This window comes from Photorhabdus stackebrandtii (assembly GCF_011189495.1).
GTDB lineage: Bacteria > Pseudomonadota > Gammaproteobacteria > Enterobacterales > Enterobacteriaceae > Photorhabdus > Photorhabdus khanii.
The window spans coordinates 181,951-206,736 of sequence record NZ_PUJV01000008.1 but is presented as its reverse complement, the minus strand read 5'-3'; the positions used below and the strand labels follow the sequence as shown (position 1 = coordinate 206,736).

Sequence of the window (24,786 nt, the reverse complement as noted above, 5' to 3'; positions counted from 1 at the left end):
GATGCAGGGAGGGATGAGAACCCTCGACCAAGGGTTCGGCAACGCGGGCAGCCGGGTTTTCCGGGCATGGTTTACTATTAATAAACCCTTTTCCTCCTTTGGCAACATAATCCTTTTTCCAACGGTAAAAAGCATCCCAGGAGATTCTCCTAACCTCAAATAACACCTGTTAAATATACATAAAACTGTCAGTTGAGGTCTAAAAACTCACAGGTTACAGTATAAGAAAAGATAATGTATTTTAATTCTTCTCAACTAAAAACAAAATAGTACGCTTTGTAACTTTCTGTAGAATATGACTATTCACTGTACCTGTAAAGTTTATCCATTTAGAACTGAGTGATAAAATGCTTTTGAAAAAGGTGTTCCTGCTGGAATTAACCCTCAATATGCAAACAAACTCCGCCAATGACTCGCTGTTATTCGATTAGCCTCATCCCTGAAGCCAATCTCTTCATGCCTCAGAAAAATTTAACCATAAAACTGACTGATGCTCTCTTTTTCTTGACCGGATACGATGACATTGAGTAATCGTTCATAATATTTAGCCATCCTATCAATAATTGCTTCTGTATACAGTTCCGGATTGTAATTGAGTTCACACTTGATATTTTGTGGCATGTATAAGAAATTCATCCCAAGTGATTCAAAAGGAATTATTTCGGTATCTATCACTTTCACATCAAGATTTGGCAGTGATAATTTTTCATCTTTAGACATGTCGATAAAATCATAGAAATTCTGTATATCCAAATAGTTAAACAGAACGTTAAATATATTATCCCTCGCCTTTTCTCCCACCACGTCAATCACGACAGACATGTGGATATTAGAATTCTCTATGGCGCGATGAATAGACTGACTAACCTGCTTAATAATTTCTTGTAGGCTCATTTCCTTACTGATATTTGATTTTACTATCAAGTCACCCAAGAATAACCCTATCGTTTGATGGCTTTCTATGCGAGTTCGGTCAGCTTTTGGTGAGGTAACAATATGTTGTGATTCACCGGAGTACATAAAAAGACAAGTGTGGAATAAAGCCATAAATAACATATAAGGTGTGATCTTATGAATTTCACAATATTGCAAAACAGCTTTATCCAGCGAATCAGGTATTTTGATATGACGGGCATCAGACCGATATTTTGAGGCCAGATGTTTTCTGAAAGAAACTGGAAAATCGCGTTCTGGATTAACATCAGCAAATTGTTGTTGCCAAAATTTAATTTGTTTTTCAGCTACCTCAGTCGCATGGATTTCTTGCAAGTCATAAACATAACCAGAATATTGCATAGCAACTGGTGGCAATGTGTTTTTTTTCCCCTGTGAATAATCCGTATATAATTGTTTAAACTCATTCATAATGATATTGATAGACCACCCATCGGAAATAATATGGTGTACATCAATGAATAATACGGTGATTGTTTCCGAAACAGGCAGTAGGAATGTCTTGATTAGCGGGCCATTATAAACATCAAAAGGTGTTCTTAATTTCTCTTCCCAGAGCTTGTTAATTTCAATAATAATTTGTTCTCTCTCTATTCCTTTTGGTAACGCTTCGATAACTTGAAGATTAATTTTCATACTGTTATCAGGCTGCATGAAAATCTGCTCATTTTCTTTATAAAACTTAAAACGTAAACTTTCATGTCGCTCCAAAATGGTATTTAAACTTTTTTCCAACGCACTGTGATTCAGTTCTCCTTCCATCAACAAAGTAACGGGTACGTGGAAACTGTCCTCCAACAACGCTTCTTGAACAAAATACCAATACATTTTCTGACAATAAGAAATAGGCATTTTTCCATCAAATGTATTGTGATCAGATATATTGTGTGTTGTCTTCGGTGCAGATATTTCGTGCTTATGACTGTTACGAATCACACTTGCAATCTGTGCAATGGTTGGATTTGCAAATAGCTGATGCATACTGAAATTATTGGTTAAAGTATTTCTTATGGAAGCGGTTATCTTAACTGCCAAGAGTGAGTGACCACCGAGTGAGAAGAAATTATCATAAATACCAATTTGATTGATTTTTAGATGTTCTTGCCATAACTGACAGAGTTTTTCCTCGATTTCATCTCTCGGTGCAATATAAGCCTGACGGCGTAAGTCATTTTCATCCGGAATAGGTAACGCTTTTTTATCCACTTTATTATTCAAATTCAGTGGAATGCGTTCCAATGGGATATAGAGACTGGGCACCATATAGTCAGGCAGTTGTTTTTTCAAGGCGGATTCCAGTAGCTCTGCAAGTTCTCCACTAATAGCAGGAAGTTGCGGATAATTAGCTAAATACGTTTGGCTGTACTCTGAACGTGCCTGCACTTGAGGTAATTCACCACGGCTGAAAATCACATCCAGTAAATCAGGCTGCTGCTGTGACCATGTAAGTTCGCACTGGTAGCCGCACTGTTCCGCATACTGGAGTAAGGATTCGAGTGCCAAAACTTGCTCTGCGGCTTCTGGCGAAAAACCGCGAACATCTTTTGGTGGAAAAACAATCTGATTAGATGGCCAATGGCGTAGCCCTTCCGCTAAATCAAAATCATCTTTAATACGGGCATTAGGAATACCTGAAACACCAAATGTATCGAATTTCCCTGCCTCTAACTCATTACAAAGATCTTCAATAGAATTAAAATCGCACCAGGCTATGGGTAAATTGCAACATAATTCCGCATTTTTATCGCACTTATGTAATATCACTTCATAACGATAGCGCAGCATTTCATTGTCACCAACACCACGTTTAACCAAAATATCAACTCTTCCAATTTCAGGGTAACGCGTCGGCAATTGTGCAAAATAGGTTGGACTCAGTAAAAACTCTTTTTCTTGCTGTAGACGCCGTTGAATGCGATTTGCCAGTGTACCCACCGAAATACGTTGCCCATTCAGGCGATTTTTCTCGATGGCTGTTACATGTGCAGTTAACAAATCTAAGTTACGGATATCTCCCAGCAGAATTTTTCCTCCGGTTTTAACCGCAGGCAATAACCGTGTAATGACTTTTTCCAGATATTGAATGTTGGGGAAGTATTGAACAACGGAATTAATCACAACGGTATCGAACTGATCAGGCGTGATTGTGCCTAAATTCAGTGCATCCCCTCTGATTAGCTTCACGTGTGACCAGCCACGCTGCCGCAAAATTTTCTGGTGATGTGTCAATACCTCCGCTGAAATATCAGTAGCCAATACTGATTCGCACCGCTCAGCATAGCGATACAACAATAAGCCCGACCCACAGCCGATTTCCAATAAGCTGCTGGGGTGCAGGGATTCAATCCGCCGCATAGTACCCGCTCGCCATTCTTCTATTTGGTCCAATGCCATCGGCTGTTCGGTATAATTATTCATCCAACCACCCAAATCACTATCGTCATCGCTTTTATCGGTAGCAATATTTTCTGTTATCTCCCGCCGATACTGACCATCAAAGATATCTGTCCAGCTTTCAAGGTAATCTGCATTAAAAGCGGCTGCTTTCTCCGCCAGCCAATTCGTACTCGGGCAAACATAAGCAATGAGTTTCCTGTCCTCACTGTCATCGCCATCAGCGATCACGACAGCATTACTTAAAATCTCCTGCCCCGCCAACACCGACTCAATTTCCCCCAATTCAATGCGATGGCTGCGAATTTTGATCTGCGAATCCAAACGGCCAATGAATTCCAGCTCCCCTTCCGGCGTCCAGCGTACTAAATCACCAGTACAGTAAAGTCGGTCTGCCGGGTTGGTACTGAAGGGATCACGAATAAACTGTTTTTCCGTGATATCCGGTGCATTTCGGTAACCACGTGCCAGTTGCATGCCGCCGATATGCAGTTCCCCAATAGCCCCAAGAGGCGCCAGATTACCGTCGGAATTCAGGATACGCATCACGGTATTCGGCAACGGTTTTCCAATCGTCACGCGCTTATTTGCTGTTAATAAGGCGGAGGTCACAATCGAGGTACACTCTGTTGGGCCATAAACGTTAAACAGCTTTCTTCCCTGCGACCACTGCGCAGCAATATGCGGCGCCACAGTTTCCCCTCCCAACAACAAGGTTGACACTGTGCGCCATTTGTTGAAATTCAAATGAGGCAACAGCGCCGGCGGGAGCACGGCATGGGTAATGTGGTGTTTTTCAACCATCTCATCCAACCATTCAGGCGAATGGCGATGTGTTTCTGAAACCAAATACAATGTGGCACCATAGGCCAAGGTCATTGCCATTTCCAACACTGCAGCGTCAAAGCTCCAAGAAGCAAACTGCAACCCGCGAATATCAGCATCCGCACCAAATAATGTGGCTTGTGCTTGTGCCAGATTCACCCAGCCCTTGTGCTCCAACATCGCTCCTTTTGGTCGGCCGGTAGAGCCAGAGGTATAAATAACATAGGCCAGATGATTTTCTGTCAGGGGCACTGAACGATGAACGATATTGCCAGTGGGTAGATTTTGTACATGTGACTGTACCGTTTCGGTATCCAGACAAATAACGCGTTGCTGACCGATAGGCAATTTATCAACCAGCGGTGTTTCGGTCAGGATAAATTCAGCCCCGCTGTGCTCCAGCATGTATTGCAGGCGGGTTTGCGGATAACTGGCATCCAAAGGCACATAAGCTCCACCGGCTTTGAGGATGCCCAGCAGTGCAATCACCGTTTGCAACGACCGGGGAAGGCAAATTGCAACCAAGGTATCTGGCTGGATACCTTGCTCAATCAGGTAATGTGCCAATTGATTGGCCTGAGCATTAACTAACTGATAACTTAAGGTTTCCTCACCAAAAACCAGCGCAGTCTTTTCAGGGTTCAGTGCCACCTGTTCTTCAAACAGTTCATGGAAGCAATGTCCTTGCTGACCATGTTCCTGTGGCTCGTTCCATTCATGTAATAAGATGTGTTTTTCCGCCTCAGACAAGATTGGCAAATCATGAATGGACGGTTCTTTACTAACCGAATCATTCGTCATCACCTCAACAATGCCTGAGAGCAAGGTTTCGTAATTGGCGATCAATCTCTCAATGGTACTACTGTTGAACAGACTTGTATCTGAGACCCATACTATAGATAATTCGTTTGTCTGTGCTTCTTCATAAGCATGGACTTCCAAATCAAACCGAGTCGTTTTAAGTAAGTTATCTCCAAAATCCGTAATATTATCTTGTTCCAGCGTTGTATCACGCTGGTTGTTCTGTACCGCAAAGATAATCTGAAATATAGGATTATAATTTAAGCTTCGTTCCGGATTAAGCTTTTCTACCACCAGCTCAAATGGCAGATCTTGATGCTCGTAGGCATCCAGAATAGTACGACTGTTTTGTTTTAAGAGTTTACTAAAAGTAGGCTGACCGGATAAGTCTGTTCGGATAGCCAGTGAATTAACGAAAAAGCCGATCAACGGTTCGATATCATGATGTCTTCGCCCTGCCAGTCCCGTTCCTATCACGATATCTTTTTCATTACTGTAACGACTAATCAACACAGCAAAAGCCGTTTCCAGGAACATGAATAAAGTAACGTTATGTTTAGCACACAGTCCCCTGATTGCTTGGGTCAGACGCGAGGAAATGCGTTGTATCTGAAAACGTCCTTCGATATTTTGTTTTTCCGGACGTGGATTATCCAGCGGCACACAGTGGACTGGTGAAATTCCGGCTAACTGATTCTGCCAGTATGTCAGCTGTTTTTTCAACATATCACCTTGCAGCCAGCCCTGTTGCCACTGGGCATAATCAGAATATTGAATTCTCAGCGGCGGTAGCGGATTTACTTTACCCTGGCTATAAGCTTTGTATAACGTGAAAAATTCATGGAGAAATATCGCCATCGACCAGCCATCGAAGGCGATATGATGTATCGTATAAATGATGAGGTAATCATTTGCTGCCAATTTTATTAACCTAATGCGTAGCATCAAATCTGTATTAAGGTTGAAAATTAGATTTTCTTCTTCCTTACCAATTTGTTTTACCTGATCGTTTTTCTCAGTTTCAGACAACGCAGATAAATCATAATGTGCAATCGGTAAATCGTAATCAGTGACAATAAATTGCCGCGGTTCGTTATTGATTATTTTAAAATGGGTACGTAATACTTCATGGCGTTCAAGTAATGTCTTAACGGCTGCTTCAAACGCCTTTATGTTAATGAATTCCCGCAGCCTGAAATCCCCCATACAGTTATACTGGGGATTACCTCCATCCAGTTGATCAATAAACCATAGTCGTTGCTGGGCAAATGAAAGCGGATAATGTTCTGCTTTGCCATCACGCTGAATATCTTGCAAAAAGTGATGCGTTTGAGTTTGCTCTTCTGAATTGAGCTGGTTCAGAAAATCAATCAACTCCTGTTTATGCCGTTTCCATTCACTGAACAAGGCTGGTGGAATAGTGCTGCGGCTGGTCTCATATTGTAAACGGTTATCAGTAACGAACAGAGTAATTCCCTGATCTAAAGCCTCATTGACAATTCGCGCTGCATTTTTCATATATCACCTTTCAATAGTTCTTGTGCTGCTTCTTTCCCAGCCTGGAAATGTTTTCTTTTTTCTTTGATAAGATGAATAGTGACAACCTGTGATAGCTGCTCAAGTGTCGGGTGTTCAAAAACACTTCTCAACGGAACTTCTATTTCTAATTCGTTACGTATTGAACTAATAAGGCGGGTTGCCTGAAGTGAATGTCCACCCAATGTGAAGAAATTGTCATAGATGCCTACTTGACTGACATTCAATAACCTCTTCCATAACTGACTGATTTTAAATTCTATTTCATTTCGTGGCGCCACATAGTTCTGTCGGCGTAAATCGTCTTCATTTGGGATCGGTAGCGCTTTTTTATCCACTTTGTTATTTAATGTAAGTGGCATTCGTTCCAGTGGAATATAGAGACTTGGAACCATATATTCTGGCAGTTGCTGTTTCAGTGCGGATTCGAGTAATTCTGAAAGTTCCCCACTAACGGCCGAAATTTGTGGATAATTAGTTAAATGGGTTTGATTGTAGTCAGTACGTGCCTGTACAGGTGGTAGCTCTCCACGACTAAAAATCACATCTAGCAAATCAGGTTGCTGTTGTGACCACGTAACGCCGCATTGATAACCACATTGTTCAGCGTATTGCAGTAAGGATTCGAATTCCTGAACCTGTTGTAATACCTGTGGGGATAAACTGCCGGCATTTGCTGGTGGTGTCATCATCTGATTGGCTGACCAGTGACGCAGCCCTTCTGCCAAAGTGAGGTCATCTTTAATTCTGGCGTTGGGGATACCTGAAACACCAAATATACCCTCTGTGCCCATCTGTAACAAATTACGCAGACTTTCAAAAGAATCGAAATTATGCCAATTTAAAAGCAATTTATTACAAAGTTTGGTATTTTCATCTATTTTATGTAAGATGACATCGTAACGATAACGCAACATTTCATTGTCGCCGATGCCACGTTTAACCAGAATATCAACCCGGCCAATTTCAGGGTAACGTTCCGGTAATTGGGCAAAATAAGTTGGACTGAGTAAAAACTCGGGTTCTTGTTGTAAACGCCGCTGAATACGGTTCGCCAGCGTCCCTACCTGAATACGCTGCCCGTTAAGATGACTTTGTTCTATCGCTGTAGCATGGGCGGTTAATAGATCTAAGTTGCGGATATCTCCCAGCAAAATTTTCCCACCCGCTTCAACCGCCGGTATTAACTGTTCAAGTACTTTTTCCAGATATTGAACATTGGGGAAATATTGAACAACAGAGTTAATCACGACAGTATCAAATTCATCAGCACTCAATGTTCCTAAGTTGAGTGCATCCCCTCTTCTGAGCTGCACATGTGACCAGCCACGTTGTTGCAGAATATGTTGATGCCGATTTAAAACCTCAGACGAAATATCGGTAGCCACCACTGATTCGCACCGTTCAGCATAGCGATACAACAATAATCCGGTACCACAACCGATTTCCAGTAAGCGATGAGGATGCAGGGCTTTAATCCTGTGCATGATTCCTGCTAACCATTCCTCCATCTGCTCAAGGGCAATCGGCTGTTCAGTATAGCTGCTCATCCAACCACCGAAATCACTGTCTGATGCGACTGCATCACTGGTATTTTCTTTCTGAGTGCTTTCTTTTTGAATACTACCCGTTATGGGTTGACGGTACTGCTCATCAAAAATTTCTGTCCAGTTTTCAACGCTGCTTGCGTTAAATTCAACGGCTTTTTCACCTAACCACTCTGTACTTGGGCAGATATACGCAATGAGTTTTTTATCTTCATCTTGACCATAAGCGATCACAACAGCACTACTTAAAGCATCATGCCCAGACAAAACTGTTTCGATTTCACCCAACTCTATGCGGTGACTACGGATCTTAACTTGAGAGTCAACACGGCCGATAAATTCCAACTGACCATCCGGTGTCCAGCGCACTAAATCGCCAGTTCGATAAAGCCTGTTTTCCCAGCCATCCGTTGAGTGTGGGCTGAATGGATCACAGATAAACTGCCTTGCTGTGATTTCCGGTGAGTTTCGGTAACCACGTGCTAACTGAACACCACCAATATACAGTTCCCCGATAACTCCCATCGGAGCCAAATGACCTTCCGGATCAAGAATACGCATTACAACGTTAGGCAAAGGTTTCCCAATCGTAATCTTCTCGTCAGTGAGTAAAGCTGTGGTGACAATGGATGTACATTCTGTCGGGCCATATACGTTAAACAGTTTTCTATTCTGCGACCAACGAACAGCAATCTGTGGTGGTACTGCTTCACCCGCTAAAAGCAAAGTTGAGACAGAACGCCATTTGTTAAAATTCAGATGAGGAAGCAGTGCTGGTGGTAGTACAGCATGGGTTATCTGATGTTTTTCAACGAGTTCATCCAACAATTCAGGGGAACGCCGTTGGGTTTCGGAAATCAAATACAGTGTTGCTCCATAGGCCAATGTCATAGACATCTCTAAGATCATGGCGTCAAAACTCCAGGAGGCAAACTGCAATCCCCGGCAATGTGAATCAATGCCAAATAAATCTGCTTGCGAGAATGCCAGATTAACCCACCCTCTATGTTCCAGCATCGCCCCTTTCGGTTTACCGGTAGAGCCGGAAGTATAAATCACATACGCCAGATGATTTTCCGTCAGCGGAAATGGGCGCTCAGTAATATTATCTGTAGGCATATGTTGTAGCTGAGACTGTACTATCGCTGTATCCAGACAAATAACTTTCTGCTGGCTGATTGGCAGTTTTTCAACAAGGTGAATTTCGGTCAGGATGAATTCGACTTCACTGTGATCCAACATATATTGGAGGCGGGCTTTCGGATAACTGGGGTCTAACGGTACATAAGCGCCACCCGCTTTAAGAATACCCAATAATGCTACAACAGCTTGCAATGACCTTGGTATGCAAAGTGCAACCAACGTGTCCGGTATGATCCCCTGTTCGAGCAGATAGCGTGCCAATTGGTTAGCTTGTTCATTTAATGACTGATAGCTCAGGGTGTCATCACCAAAAATCAGTGCATTTTTTTCAGGGTGTTGTGATACCCGATCTTCAAAGAGTTCATGGAAACATTTCCCGGTCTGATAAGGAATTTGTGGCCCGCTCCACTCATGCAATAAGGTATTCCGTTCAGCATCTGCCAATAATGGAATGCCATGCACGGACGGCTCGCTGATACCAGCATGAGGCTTCATCGTATCAACAATATTGGTCAGCAAAATTTCGTAATTGGCGATTAATCTGTTAATGGTCGCATTTCTGAACAGGTTGGTGTCAGAGATCCACCCAATGGATAACTCACCTTCGTCTTCTTCATAGATATGGACTTCCAAATCAAATCGGGTGGTCAGAAGAGAACGCTCTTTAGATGTAACAATGCTATCCTGCTCCAGAGTTGTATCCCGTTGATTATTCTGTACTGCAAACATGATCTGGAAAATAGGATTATAATTTAAATTCCGTTCTGGACTGATTTTCTCCACCAGCATCTCAAAAGGCAGGTCTTGATGTGCATAAGCATCCAGGATCGTACGACTATTTTGTTTTAATAGTTCACTGAATGTAGGCTGACCGGATAAATCCGTTCTTATCACCAGTGAATTGACGAAAAATCCAATCAAAGACTCAGTGTCACGGTGTCTTCGTCCTGCCAGTGGCATGCCAACCAGAATATCCTTTTCACTACTGTAACGACTCAACAACACAGCAAAAGCCGTTTCCAGAAACATAAATAACGTCACTTCATGTTTGGCACACAGTGCTCGTATTTCTTGGGTCAACGTTCTTGAAATACGTTGTGGATGAACATTCCCTTCAAAATTTTGTTTTTCTGGTCGTGGATTATCCAGTGGAAAACGGTGAAGTGGAGAAATACCTGATAATTGTTTTTGCCAGTAATCCAGTTGTTTTTGCAGAATATCACCTTGCAGCCAATCCCGTTGCCATTGGGAATAATCAGTATATTGAACTTGTAATGGTGGCAGAGGATTATCCTCACCTTGGCAATAAGCACGATATAATGTAAGCAGCTCATTGATAAAGATTGCCAGCGACCAGCCATCACAGGCGATATGATGAATCGTATAGAGAACGAAATAATCATTATCTGTTAATTTTAGCAACCGAATACGCAGCATCAGGTCAGTGCTGAGATTCACAACTTGTTTCCACTCTTGCTCACCAAGTTGTTTAACCTGTTGTTCCTGCTCAGATTCTGAAAGTGTGGACAGATCATGTATTGTAATAGGCAAATCATAAGAAGTAGTGATAACCTGCCGCGGCTCATTATCAATAATTTTGAAACAAGTACGTAGCGATTCATGGCGTTCAAGCAATGTTGCGATAGCAGCCTCAAAAGCTTTGAAATTGAGCGACTCTCTCAACCTGAAATCACCTGTGCAGTTATACTGAGGACTGCCTTCGGTTAGTTGATCGATTAACCACAAACGCTGTTGAGCAAATGAAAGTGGGTAATGTTCCGCACGATCATAACGCGGAATACCTTGCAGTCGGTGAGTATCCGTATCCTCTTCTGAATCAATTTGCTTCAGGAAATCAATCAATTCTTGTTTATGCTGTTTCCATTCACTGAGCAATTCCGGCGGAATGCAGTCTCGGCTGGTTTTATATTTCAGTTTGTTATCAATAACAAACAGAGTAATCCCTTGATTTAAAGCTTCATTGATAATTTGTGCTGCATTTTTCATATATCACCTTCCAATAGTTCCTGTGTTGTCTCTTGTCCAGCTTGGAGATGCTTTCTTTTTTCTTTAACCTGATGAATCGTGGCGATTCGTGCTAATCGCTCAAGTGTTGGATGTTCAAAGACACTGCTCAACGGTATTTCAATGTTTAGATCATTGCGTATTAAGCTGATAAGGCGGGTTGCCTGAAGAGAGTGACCACCCAGCACGAAAAAGTTGTCATAAATGCTGACTTGACTAACGCCCAACACTTCTTGCCAAAACCGACTGATTTTTTTCTCCACTTCATTTCTTGGCGCGATATAACCTTGTTGACGGAAATCGTTTTCATTTGGAATAGGCAACGCTTTTTTATCCACTTTGTTATTTAACGTGAGTGGCATTTGCTCTAGCGGAATATAAAGGCTTGGAACCATATATTCTGGTAATTGTTTTTTCAGTGCTGATTCAAGTTGCTCTGAAAGTTCAGCTTTAATATCGGAGGATTGAGAAGCGTTATCGGTATTAAATTTCAGCCCTTTTTTATCCAACCAGGCTTTGGTTGGACAAACATAGGCAATCAATCTCTTGCTGTTATCGTTCCCATAAATAATAACCGCAGCACTGCTTAAGACGTCATGTCCGGCCAGTGCAGTTTCGATTTCTCCCAACTCAATCCTGAATCCTCTAATCTTGACTTGAGAGTCAACCCGGCCAATAAATTCCACACTACCATCATGCAACCAACGGGCTAAATCTCCCGTTCGGTATAAACGTTGGGATTGGGATGTGTCCGTCGAATCAGTAATAAATTTCGTTGCGTTTGTTTCAGGAGCATTCAAGTACCCGCGTGCCAGTTGGATGCCACCAATATATAATTCCCCCGCAACACCAATAGGTACCAGATTGCCTGATGGATCAAGAATCCGGATAACAATATTGGGCAATGGTTTCCCAATCGTAATTTTGTCATCAGTTAATAAGCCCGAAGTCACAATGGCAGTACACTCTGTCGGGCCATATACGTTGAACAGTTTTCTGTCCTGTGACCAACGAACAGCGATCTGTGGGGGTACTGCTTCCCCCGCTAAAAGCAAGGTTGAAACGGAACGCCACTTGTTAAAGTCCAGGTAAGGCAGCAAAGCTGGTGGTAATACAGCATGGGTAATCTGGTGTTTGTCAACTAATTCATCCAAGCATTCAGGGGTATGCTGTTGGGTTTGTGAAATTAAATAAAGCGCTGCTCCATACGCCAGTGTCATAGATATTTCTAAGATCATGGCATCAAAACTCCAGGAAGCGAACTGCAATCCCCGGCTATATGAATCAACACCAAATAAACCCGCCTGTGAAAGTGCCAGATTTACCCACCCCTTATGTTCCAACATAACCCCTTTCGGTTTACCAGTAGAACCCGAAGTATAAATGACGTAAGCCAGATTATTTTCCGTTAGTGGGAATAGGCGTTCAGCGATATTGTCCGTAGGCATGTGCTGCAATTGTGATTGTATTGTCTCAGTATCCAAACAGACGACTTTCTGCTGGCTAATTGGGAGTTTTTCTATCAGATTTATTTCGGTCAGAATGAACTCAGCTCCGCTGTGTTCTAACATATATTGAAGGCGGGATTTCGGATAGCTGGGATCTAACGGCAAATAAGCCCCCCCTGCTTTAATAATCCCCAATAATGCCACTACAGCGCGTATTGAACGAGGAATACAGAGCGCGATCAATGTTTCTGGTTTGATCTTTTGTTCTGTCAAGTAGTGAGCGAGTTGGTTAGCTTGTTTATTTAACTCCTGATAACTTAATGAATTACCATCAAAAATAACTGCTGTTTTTTCAGGATGTCGGGCAGCTTGTTCCTCAAACAGCTCATGAAAACAGCCGCCATGCTGACTATGATCCTGTAGGCCATTCCATTTATGTAATAAAGTGTGTATTTCAGCCTCTGCTAATAGTGGAATGTCATGGACAGAGGGTTCCCTGTGTATCAGATCGGAGCCAATACATGGCTTCATTACACTAACAATATTAGCAAGCAAGGTTTCATAATTGGCGAGTAATCTTTCAATAGTAATACTTTTAAATAAGCTGCTGTCATAAACCCATAAAAGGGACAATCCTCCCTCCTCTTCTTCATAAATATGAATTTCCAAATCAAATCGGACTTTCAAAAGCAGACGTTCTTCAAACTCAATATTACTATCCCGCGCCAGTATCGTATCACGCTGAGTATTCTCCAGAGTAAAAGCGATTTGGAATATAGGGTTATAATTTAAGTTTCGTCCCGGACTTATTTTTTCTACCAGCATTTGAAATGGCAGATCTTGATGTGCATAAGCATCCAGAATAGTACGACTGTTCTGCTTTAATAACTCACTGAAAGTGGGCTGGCCGGATAAATCCGTTCTGATCACCAGAGAGTTAACAAAAAAGCCAATCAAAGGCTCAATATCATGGTGTCTTCTCCCTGCAAGTGGTGTTCCGACCAGAATGTCTTTTTCATTACTGTAACGACTCAACAATAAGGCAAAGGCTGTCTCCAGAAACATGAATAGTGTGACTTCATGTTGGTGACATAATGCTCTGATTTCTTGTGCCAAATCCTTTGAAATATGTTGATCATTAAGATGCCCCTCAAAACTCTGTTTCTCTGGTCGTGGGTTATCCATTGGAAGACGGTGAAGTGGAGAAATACCTGATAATTGGGTTTGCCAATAATCCAGTTGTTTTTGCAGAATATCACCTTGCAGCCAATTTCGTTGCCATTGAGCATAATCGGTATATTGGATTTTAAGTGGCGGTAATGGGGTTATTTCTCCTTTATTATACGCGCGATATAAGGTGATAAGTTCATTGATAAAGATTTCTATTGACCAGCTATCGCAGGCAATATGGTGAATTGTATAGATAATCACATAATCATTTTCAGCCAGCGTTATCAGGCGAATACGCAACATCAAATCAGTACTGAGGTTAAAAACCAAGTTATCTTCTTCTTTACTGAATCTTTTGACTTGAAATTCTTGCTCAGTTTCAGAGAATGCTGTCAGATCATGTAGTGTAATGGGTAAATCATAGGAATGTGTGACGGCTTGCCGTGGCTCATTATCAATAATTTTAATATGGGTACGTAGCGCTTCATGACGCTCAAGCAACGTTTTTACAGCAGCCTTAAAAGCGTTGAAATTCAGTTGTTCCCGTAATCTCAAATATCCGGGACAATTATATTGAGGGCTACCTTCGGTAAGTTGGTCGATAAACCACAGGCGTTGTTGAGCAAATGAGAGTGGATAATGTTCTGCATTGCCATTACGTTGGATATTCTGTAATTGATATGTTTGAGTTTCTTCTTTTGCATCGATCTGGCTCAGGAAGTCAATCAACTCTTGTTTATAATTTTTCCATTCACTGAGCAATTCTGCTGGAATACTATCGCGGCTAGTTTCGTATTGTAATCGGTTATCAGCAACAAACAGAGTAATTCCTTGATTTAAAGCCTCATTCACAATTTGCGCTGCATTTTTCATATATCTCCTTGAAAATATAATATGAAACTGTTTATATAAGTTATTATTTATGATATCCGTAATTGTAAAATAACAAATTTCTCATTATGTTAGCATATGGGCATCGAAAATCATTAGTGACGTTGTTTGATTTGGTTATCAAAACTGCAAGAAACTTATAGCCTCAATAAAGCAGAAAAGAGCGTTGATATTTCCAAACTGACCCCGCTATTTAAACCCGTTCATTTGTCTCATCCCTAAAAATTAACAACCTGAGCTCAGGGTAAACGCCTGAACTTTTTTACCTGTATATTATCTGTCAAATGCTTGAGTTAAGCTTAAAGCACACCCTTTCTGTGTCCTCGTATTGACGCGCCGTAAAATTTCAACGAGTACACCAGGATATTTACCATATTCTCTTCTGATTATCCCGATATCATCGGTGACAAGAAATGCTGGGTAACTCATTGATGACGCATCCATATAACTCATTAAACCGGGCGTTCCATCTGGTACAGGTTTCAATGTTTCAGGATCAAGTGCTCGCGCATATACCCACGGCGGAACATGTTTACGTTGCATCTCATCCTCAAAGAAACAAGTGTTGAGTTCAACTTGGTTAAATATATCCCGAATCTGACTAATATTACTGAGGTTAAAGGTATCAAATAAAAGCTGATTGAAATCGTCGCGTTTCAGGGATTCTTTTTCGTAACTTTTCCAGCCTCCCCCCGTTATAATATAAAGGTTTTCATCGCCAGAAAATGAGATATTTTTATCTTTCATATAATTACAGAGCAAATAGATAAAGTATGGTGAACCGATAAGACAAATACCTTTTCCTTGACTTTGTATTCGTTCAAGGCTATTCAATGTCTTAACAAAATCTATCCGCTCTTCTGTTACGGTAAACGTTGTAGGATATAGCAATTCTACCAGGCTCATGACATATTTAAACCAAATGTTATGAGCATTAAATCTATCGGGTCCCAAGTTGACCAACTCCATTTGATGATCAAACCAACTACCAATATATTTCATACCATAATTCACAGAACCTAAAAGTCTCTCAATACTCAGTCTGTCACGCGCCACCTGACTTTTTAGACCATTCGTACCGCTACTGGTAAACCAACTTTCAATTTCGTTCTCCTTACAAGTGAATAAGCGAGTAAATTTAAAAACTGATGTTGGGAATACAGGTATGTCATCAATTTCCGTAATATAGTCATCTACTTTGTGTGCCTGACAGTAGCGACGGTATTCTTGACAATGTTTATTGTGATGATGAAACGCATTAAGCACAAGTTTTTTTCTGATTTTTTCCTGTTCATCGTAAGAACAAGTTAATGGATCGCTCGAAAAAATCAAATCATCAATTTCTGAGCTTGCTGTGATTTCTTGTTTATCAACATATAAAGTCATACCTATTTTATCCTCTACAGATAATATTAGAAAGTATGGCGGCAACGCTGCCATACTCTTTTATACCCGTTATCTTTCAAGTTGCCTCTTTGTTGGCTGCACTCGCTCACCCCGGTCACATAGTTCGCTATGCTCCCGGGGATTCGCTCCCTTGCCGTCTCGATGCATCTTGAAATCTATAGGGTATATTACATGTGGTACTTTTTAATATTATCATTAACAATATTGATTGCGTTTTTCTGGTTCATCAAATCATTCATTGGTTCAAAGGATAGTAATATACCTTTTGCGCCACACTTTTCAATTGCCAATTTAGCCGAGGCTATACATTCCATATAATCTCCTACAGCATTTCCTGTGATTATTTCTTCGAGTTTATTTTCGAGATTTTTATCAGGGTGCATTTCAAGCACATAATCACGTATAAATGCCCTCGTCTCTTCTTTAGCTTTCTGACTATCTTCGTTAAAGTTAACCAATATCATTAACTGATGATCTATAACTGATAGGTCAACACCATATTTATCAGCAATAGCTTTATACCTTTCTGCATACTCGTGCCTAACATCATTGGAATCATCCCACTTAAAGATAAGAGGAATACCTTTTTTGGCAGCCCACTCAACGATATAATGACTCGTTGCTGTTACATATCTCCGAGGCCCGCCTTGCGTATAAGCATGGGGGTTTACGGATATTTTGGGAAAACTATAAAAATCGTTATCTGGATTACAATAGCCTGTTGTTAAAGCATCGTTAATAATTTCATAACACTCTTCAAATAATTGCTGTTGGTATTTATCAGGGCGATTAAAAAAATGCATTTCATCTTTTTTCTCGCAATCACTAAACCCTAAAATAAATCGCCCTTCGCTTAACTGATCCAATAAACACGCTTCCTCCGCTATTCGGACAGGATGATGAGTTGTAATGATGTGGTTCAATGAACCAACTTTAATTTTTTCAGTTAAACCAAGTAAAAAACCAGAAACCGTCAGAGGAGCACCGACAATGCCATTACCTGAAAAATGATTTTCATACACCAAAATCTGTTCAAAGTTCAACTTATCAACATATTCGGTTATTTCCTGCATGCGGGCTATACTGTGTTCTTGAACAATTGTTGAATTGATGAAGTTAAGGAAGAACAATCCAAATTTCATTTCATTTTCCTTAGCTAATATAATAGCGAACGTTGTTTTTCTTTGAGAAATGGCATTACATCAGACTGGAAAAGCCTCATGGAAGCAATAATTTCGTCTACTGTTCCATTAGCTTCAAACCCACAACAAATATTTGATATTCCTGTGGCGTCAATGTCTTTTTGGATTATGTTAATGCATTCCTTCGGGGTTCCTACGGGATTGATTTCGTAACTGTAATCAATACGGCGATTGGTATTTCTATGTCCTTTTAATACAAAGTCACGCCACTGCCCTTTATTGAAATCATAACCTTTTGTTTGGTCTGAATCATCAAAAATGGTCGTGGCATTAACATAGGAGTCATACCAGTGCCCCAGAAAATTCCGGCAAATTTCTTTCGCTTTAATTGAATCATGGTCTACAGATGTTATATATGATAAGCAATGGTCGATATTGTGAATATCGTGCCCATATTCCTGAGCCACTTCGTTATAAAGCTCAAGTTGTGCTTTCTTTTCGTTAGTATTGATAATCCAGCTTAAGATCATCGGCAAGCCAAATTGAGCAGCCCACTCAGTAGTTGAGGCTGATTCAGCCACCACATAAACAGGTGCACCACCTCTGCTATATGCCGTCGGGTTGACTTTTACCTTATTGAAGCTGATATGCTCATTGGCAGCTTCGACATATCCCTCTGCCATGCCATTCTTTATCAGCCCGTACCAGCACTCCATTAAGGCGCGGCTGTTATCCATATCAGTGCCAAATACACGGAAGTCTTTGTTGTAAAGCCCCCGACAAATACCAAACCGAAATCGTCCTTTTGACATTTGATCCAGCAAATTCACATCTTCAAGTTGGCGTACTGGATGAGCGGTAGGAAGAACAATAGCCGCAGTTCCTACATTAAGTTTTCTGGTTGCACCAAGTAAGTACGCAGCAGCGACATAAGGGTTACCAAGCAAACCAAACTCCGTGAAATGATGCTCAAGTAACCATACGGTATCAAAGCCACACTCCTCAGAAACGCGGCCTAATTTAACCAAACGTTTCATTACCTCTGTTTGAGAAAGTTGAGGTGGTTGGTAGGTAAGCAAAAAGTTTCCGAATTTCATAGATAGTCCTTCTGTTTCTATCCGAGTGATAGAGTTAAGACGGCGAAATTATTTGATTTTCAATCTCAATTTTCATTCGGCGTTCATTGACTGTCGCAATGGTCAGATGTTCAAATGATGGCTCAGTAATATCAATATCGATATCCAAACTACCATTATCCATTGCGATAGCCGCTTTCGTTACTGATTGATAAAAATTGCGCAAGACCACTAAGTTCTCACCCAAGTCATGTGAGCCGCCTAGCAAAGAATATATCTTGCATCGATTACTACGAATATTTGATAACAATGTGATGACTTCATCTTGTTTTACCCAATCGTCGTTATTTGCAGTAAAAGCAATAAACGGTATATCAAGATGCATCATGCTATTAATTGTGGAAGTTAAATCTTCCCAGCCAAAATCAAAGCAATCTCTTGCGAAGACCTCAGCACCCAATTTATGGCCTTCAAAATCCAGATTATTCGGCAATTCATCAATGGGCAAACTAAGATAATCAAATCCTAACGCTCTTTCGAGAGTATATCTTAAGTTAACAACACCAACCGCAGTGATTAAAAACGAAACATTGATTTCAGACAGGCTGGCATAAACTATCCGTGCAGATAAGCTTGAAGCCAAAATACCACGGTTATTTATTTTTCGTGTACTTAACCAATCAACTACGGCTAACAGACTCTGTTTTCCTATAGACATGGTAAATTCATCAATTGTCCCTGAACTCAATCCAACATGGTGAAGTGAATCATAGCGGATCACATGAAATCCATTCCGTGACAAATATTCCGCCAGACCAGCAAAATGATCCATCCTCCGGGCAAAGCCAGATGCAATGATAATTGCATTCTTTCTTTTTGGGCTGTTTTCTTCTGGCAGCGTTTCCCAGACATGAATTTCTTTATTTCCTTCAACGCAAATAACATGGTCGATGGTTTTATATCTGGATTTATTTTCCATACTTTTTACCTAGTTAAGGGACAAATACAAGGAACTTATCTTCTTCCAGGAATCGAGTCTGTTCTATTTCAACTGCAACATCCTTAGCAGTATAGTGAGATGGCCTTTCATGAGAAATATATGTCACAAATCGTTGTAACGGTCTCATTCCATCATGAGATCCACCCACTCGAAATATGTTATTCATTCCTGCTTCGACAATCCTTTCAGCACCTTTTAATGCTAATTCGTCCCGATACTTAAATGCTGATTCCCAAGGAAAAATAGAGATGGTTTGCGTCCTATTTTTTCGAACATAAGGCAGTATTTGCTCAATAGTATCGACGTGATGCAGGTACACACATCTGCCAAGTGGTTGATTAAGTTCCACACCCGCATTTGACTCAATAATCATCCAGCGCTGATGAACATCAGCCTCTACTTTTAACCCAGCAAACAAACTCTCTTTTTGAACTAAAGAATAAGCCGCCTTTTCATCAAAATTTTTTTTGGCGTTTGGTAATATATGCGCATATAAGTTCAGTTTTTCTATCAACGCTAACTTAAATTCTTCATAATGACTTCCCATGTAGTATATATTTTGGGTGGAAAAGCAAGCTTGTTGATCGTAAAAACAAATATCATGAGCCGCACCTGTCGCTGCGGATATCAAGTCAACAGGGTCATCAATAATGCAGAAACTCTTCTTAGAGACAAATTTAATCACGTCAATATAGGGTGGCGCATGTTTTACAGCCCAATTAATCGCATCTTCCCCACCCCACGCGGCAATGACATCCGCATGTTGCATAATTTCTTTTGCGAGTGATATATCACCTTGATGTCGCCAATATATAACAGACAAAGAGCGCGTTATCGGATGATTAGGATCTACATCAACAAAACTTAACGCTAATGCATTAGCTGTAAAAGGATCGGCGGATGAGGTTCTTATAATGCATTGATTCTTTGTTAAAATCGCACGTAATATTGACATTACACCCGATAATGGGACATTGCCAGCCAGCAGATGTACAGACTTACCTTTCGGAAAAGCTCTAATATAACTTTCATCCTGAGGTAACCATTCATCCATGATATGGCGAGAACCAAGTTCATTGTTTACAACATCATAAAGACTACCTTTAGAGCATAAGATCATCGATATCCAGTTGGCCTCTAACTTGGCCATTGCTTCTGAATATCCCATGTATTTTTTTAGGTCACGAATATATGTCCTGCGTCTTGAGTATTCTTCGTTTTTCCATCTTTGCCCTACTGTATAGAGAAAATTAATAATGTTGTGCAACTGTAATTGATTATTCTTATTATAATCAATAATGCTTTTTACTTGAGAATCATTCAATATTGGCAAATGAACACTATTATCACCAAAATTAATGGATTGCACTAAATCATCACTTTCAGGAAATGCTTCGACTTGGCCGTTAATAATGAATGAAATTTTTTTAGTCATATTTGCCATCCATTTAGTAGGGTCACTTCAACTTAAGTTGCTGTTTGACTATCTTACACACTATTTATATCAATTTATATCAATAACTTACTTCTCGTATTTTGGTGTTATTGCAATGTAGATAATAAATGAGTGGTTCATCAACATACTGCCTAACCCAATTTGTCAATACCCGTTAAAATAGCAAACGAAAACTTTCATATCAACAAGATTTGTTAATGAAAAGTTTAAATTAAAATAATCGTGATTTTTTATGCGTGATAATATTCACGTGAACTATCACCCTGTTTATTAATTAATTTGCATATAAATTTTGGCGAATAAGTAATTCTCTTACTGGTATTATTTCGATATTTCTCAGTGAGTCAATAACACTGAAATTACCTATATATTCATAAGCTTCACTAAATATTTCATCCGAAATAGTTAAATAAAATCCCCCAAATAACATTCTGTTCGAAAATTACATTATATTACCGGCAAACAATCTTCGCTCTCCAAATTAAAAAATGTGTTCCCATATCATCAAATATCATATCCAGATATTCTTCTAAGACGATAAGGAAACACATTTACTTCAAAGAATCGACAATAATCAATTGACCGAAGCTTGATTCAATTTAACTATTTTCTTCAGGATTTCAACGTTATTCTTTCCATACCATAAATCCCTCAATATAAAGCTTATCCAGTGAGGTTTTCAAAAACGTCTCTATTGCAACCTCCGGTGACATGATAAGCGGCTGCCCCCTAACATTAAATGAAGTATTCACCAGACAGCCATAACCCGTTATCTTCTGTACCGCTTTCAATAATCGCCAAAAAGTTGCGTTAAAAGTACGTTCCACAAGCTGAATACGTGCCGTTCCATCAGCATGGACAATACCGGAAACCGGCCCTGTCATTTCTGGTTTTACGTCAGCAGTGCAAAGCATATATCGAGTCGGCGGCAGATTTCGCGTCTCAAAAATAATATCGCAGTCCTCATCCAAAATGGCAGGTGCAAATGGACGGAAAGCCTCACGGAATTTTACTGTGCTATTAATTCTATCCTTTATTCTTTCACCTGCTGGCAGAGCTAAAATCGAACGATTGCCAAGTGCTCTTGGGCCAAATTCCATCCGGTCATGGAACCAGGCAATGATTTTATCTTCTGCAATATCTTTAGCCGCAAAAGCAAAATAATCATCATTCAATCCCAAATAACGCCATTTCATTCCCGCATTGCCACCATGTCGGAATAATACATTACGGACTTCATCGGTTGAGAAGCGTGGGCCAAGATAAGGATTAAAACAAGGATCTGCATCATTGTGGTATGCACCAGCCACAAAAAGCGCAGCCCCCAAAGCCGAACCATCATCACCCGATGCCGGTTGGATAAAGACGTTTTCCACCCCATCAAGTTGACAAAGAATTTGGTTTGCTTTGCAGTTTAAGAATGATCCTCCAGCAAAGCAGAGTGACGTTTCACCGGTTTCTTGCAGCCAATAAGTCACTAACTGTTTCAGCAATAGTGTAAATTTCTCCTGTAATCCCGCAGCAAAATCCTGATGAACATCCAGCAAAATATCATCTTCACTTCTCGGTGCAAGACCAAACATATCGGTGAGTTGCGCCATCGCAACAGGGAAACCATATTCCGCATTATCAAACAGTTGTGGTGACCAGTTTATGCATATTGATCCACTATCTGCATCGAATTGGGCCAATTCATTGAAAATATTACTGTATCGCTCAGGGTTACCATAGGCGGCAAGTCCCATGACTTTATATTCATCACTATTAAATACAAAGCCAAGGAACCGGGTACAAATAGAATAAAATACACCTAATGAAGAATTAAGCGACTGGCTGTACAATTTTTTAAATTGCTGGTCTTTAGCAAGATAAACACTCAAGGATTCTATTTCACCCATACCGTCTGAAACGACACAAAGTGCAGATTGGAAACCACTAGGATAAAAGGCCGATGCCGCATGGGCTGAATGATGATCTATCGCTTGAAAGCGTGGTTCAATATTCTCCCACCCAGCTGAAAAGAATTCATCAATCACTGTTTTGCTACTGTAAACACTCTCGAACATTTTTTCGTTCGTCATAAAAAAATGGCGATAGTGATCATAATTAAAACCATGGGCGATAACCTGGATATCATCTTGCGTAAGACCAGCTTCCGCCAAGCAATAGTTAATCGCATTGGCAGGAAACCGTCCCGTACCTTTCTCTCCGGTAAAGCGCTCTTCTGCGGCCGCAGCAACAACTTTTCCATCAATAATCAAACAGGCCGCACTATCTACTCCCTGACAAATACGCTTGTCTAATTTACTCACACCCGGATAATTCTCTCGTACAAAACGTTGAGAATTGGGAAGACCACTGATACCTAATATAATCATCTTCTTTACCTCAAAATTATTATTTTTATTTCATAAAAATCAGACTATGCGCTTTATATGAATAGTCCATTTCGCCTCACGAAAAATAAAATCATCTTATCAAACAAAATAGACGCACACATATTGTGTATCGTCATGGAAGGCCCGGATGAACCAATTTATCGAAAACCACATGATTCGCGTAAATATTGGCATTCTCATTCTTCATTAACTATACCAACATTATCCATATCAACATCACCAATATGAGCATGTCCGGCTTAATAGTTTACAGTTCTATTTATATCAGGATATATATTAAAAAATTATTTTTGCTGATTTATTCAGAAAAATAATTTATAAACGATATAATAGTAAAGATATTTAATAATCAGTTTTAGTCTCTATTCAAAATAGATTAACCACAACCGGAACGATAACCGATAATCACTTTCACATTAAAGCGATTGGCAATATTTATGATGTTGCTATTACCCCATCAATCCTCCATCAATGCGAAGGGTTGTGCCTGTTATATAAGTTGATGCACTCAATGCCCCGACACAAAAACGGGCAATTTCATCAACATCCGCCATTCGTTCTAACGCAATATTTCTGGATAATTCCACTTTTCTCTCCGAAGAAATATGACACAGCATTCCACCATTAACGTATCCCGGCATCACAGTATAAGCCCTGATATTAAAATTCCCATAGTCATTAGCTATGTTTTTTGCCAATGCATTCATAGCCGCTTTTGAACAAGAATAAGCTGTAGCTTCTGTTTCGCCACGCACACCGGCTGTAGACGAAATAAATTGCATCACGCCATTACGATTCTTCAAAAAATGCGGGAGTAAATATTTTGCTACTCTTGCAGCACCGAATAAATTGACATTAAAAACATCATGCCAGCTCTCAATATCCTGAGCATGCAATAAACCATCCAATGACATCGCCGGAGTATAAATAACAGCATCAATACATCTCATCTTTGCAATTGCAATTCCAATTGCTTCTTTTACGCTGCTATCCGACATAACATCCAAATGAATCTCTTCATTATGCGGTTTACGTGAAGTCCCTAAGACTTCATAACCACTCGCTACTGCATGTTTACAAATCGCATTCCCAATTTCACTTGATGAACCAATAATAAGTACCTTACTGTTATATTTATCCATTTAAACATTCCTACCTTATCTAAAAATTATTTTCCAACAGTCAACTCTGCTTTAAATAAAGCATTCAGAATAAATATCATTAAGATAAAAAATATTTTTGACTAATTTAATTCGTCTAATTCCATGAGTCACTCTAAATAATAGGGTTGGTTCTTATATCTGTCAAATTATTAATCTAACATTTAAGAAACATTAAAATGTTGTTCAAGTCACACGCAAAACTAAAGAAAAAATAAATTATGAAATAATTTAACATGGCTAATTTACTACTTGCATAATAAATACAAGTAGTAAATGCACAATCAACTATTTAATTACACAACAATAACAATTACAAATTGTTATCAACCAAGTTAATTCATTATAAAAATAAAATATTATAGTTCCATAATTAACAAAAAACATATAACGTCAAATCTAAGGACATTGA

Annotated in this window: 10 protein-coding genes; all 10 read right to left on the bottom strand. The window is 40.0% G+C overall.

What is annotated here, in order from left to right:
* Positions 1-471: 471 nt before the first annotated feature.
* Positions 472-6,492, bottom strand: coding sequence for a non-ribosomal peptide synthetase (locus C5470_RS09535; RefSeq protein WP_166288177.1), 6,021 nt, complete (start codon positions 6,490-6,492; stop codon positions 472-474).
* Positions 6,489-11,207 (bottom strand): non-ribosomal peptide synthetase, encoded by a 4,719-nt coding sequence (locus C5470_RS09530; protein ID WP_242687871.1) that lies wholly within the window; start codon positions 11,205-11,207, stop codon positions 6,489-6,491. The genes C5470_RS09535 and C5470_RS09530 overlap by 4 nt, the downstream gene beginning before the upstream one ends.
* A complete protein-coding gene (locus tag C5470_RS09525) occupies positions 11,204-14,716 on the bottom strand; it encodes a non-ribosomal peptide synthetase (protein WP_166288174.1) in 3,513 nt (1,170 codons plus the stop codon). The genes C5470_RS09530 and C5470_RS09525 overlap by 4 nt, the downstream gene beginning before the upstream one ends.
* Positions 14,717-15,007: 291 nt before the next feature.
* Complete coding sequence (gene luxE / locus C5470_RS09520; protein WP_242687869.1) at positions 15,008-16,174, bottom strand: long-chain-fatty-acid--protein ligase LuxE; 1,167 nt, start codon at positions 16,172-16,174, stop codon at positions 15,008-15,010.
* A 134-nt stretch (positions 16,175-16,308) separates the two neighbouring features.
* Positions 16,309-17,283, bottom strand: coding sequence for a luciferase subunit beta (luxB, locus tag C5470_RS09515; protein WP_166288171.1), 975 nt, complete (start codon positions 17,281-17,283; stop codon positions 16,309-16,311).
* A 14-nt stretch (positions 17,284-17,297) separates the two neighbouring features.
* Positions 17,298-18,380, bottom strand: a complete 1,083-nt coding sequence (gene luxA / locus C5470_RS09510) for a luciferase subunit alpha (protein ID WP_166288168.1) — start codon at positions 18,378-18,380, stop codon at positions 17,298-17,300.
* A gap of 34 nt (positions 18,381-18,414) precedes the next feature.
* Positions 18,415-19,338 (bottom strand): acyl transferase, encoded by a 924-nt coding sequence (locus C5470_RS09505; RefSeq protein ID WP_166288165.1) that lies wholly within the window; start codon positions 19,336-19,338, stop codon positions 18,415-18,417.
* Between the two features lie 13 nt (positions 19,339-19,351).
* On the bottom strand, positions 19,352-20,794 hold the full coding sequence (gene luxC / locus C5470_RS09500) for a long-chain-fatty-acyl-CoA reductase LuxC (RefSeq protein WP_166288162.1): 1,443 nt from the start codon (positions 20,792-20,794) through the stop codon (positions 19,352-19,354).
* A gap of 647 nt (positions 20,795-21,441) precedes the next feature.
* Positions 21,442-23,193: a carbamoyltransferase family protein gene (locus tag C5470_RS09495; RefSeq protein WP_166288159.1), complete on the bottom strand. Its 1,752-nt coding sequence runs from the start codon at positions 23,191-23,193 to the stop codon at positions 21,442-21,444.
* 470 nt (positions 23,194-23,663) lie between these two features.
* On the bottom strand, positions 23,664-24,356 hold the full coding sequence (locus C5470_RS09490; protein WP_166288156.1) for an SDR family NAD(P)-dependent oxidoreductase: 693 nt from the start codon (positions 24,354-24,356) through the stop codon (positions 23,664-23,666).
* Between the last annotated feature and the right edge of the window lie 430 nt (positions 24,357-24,786).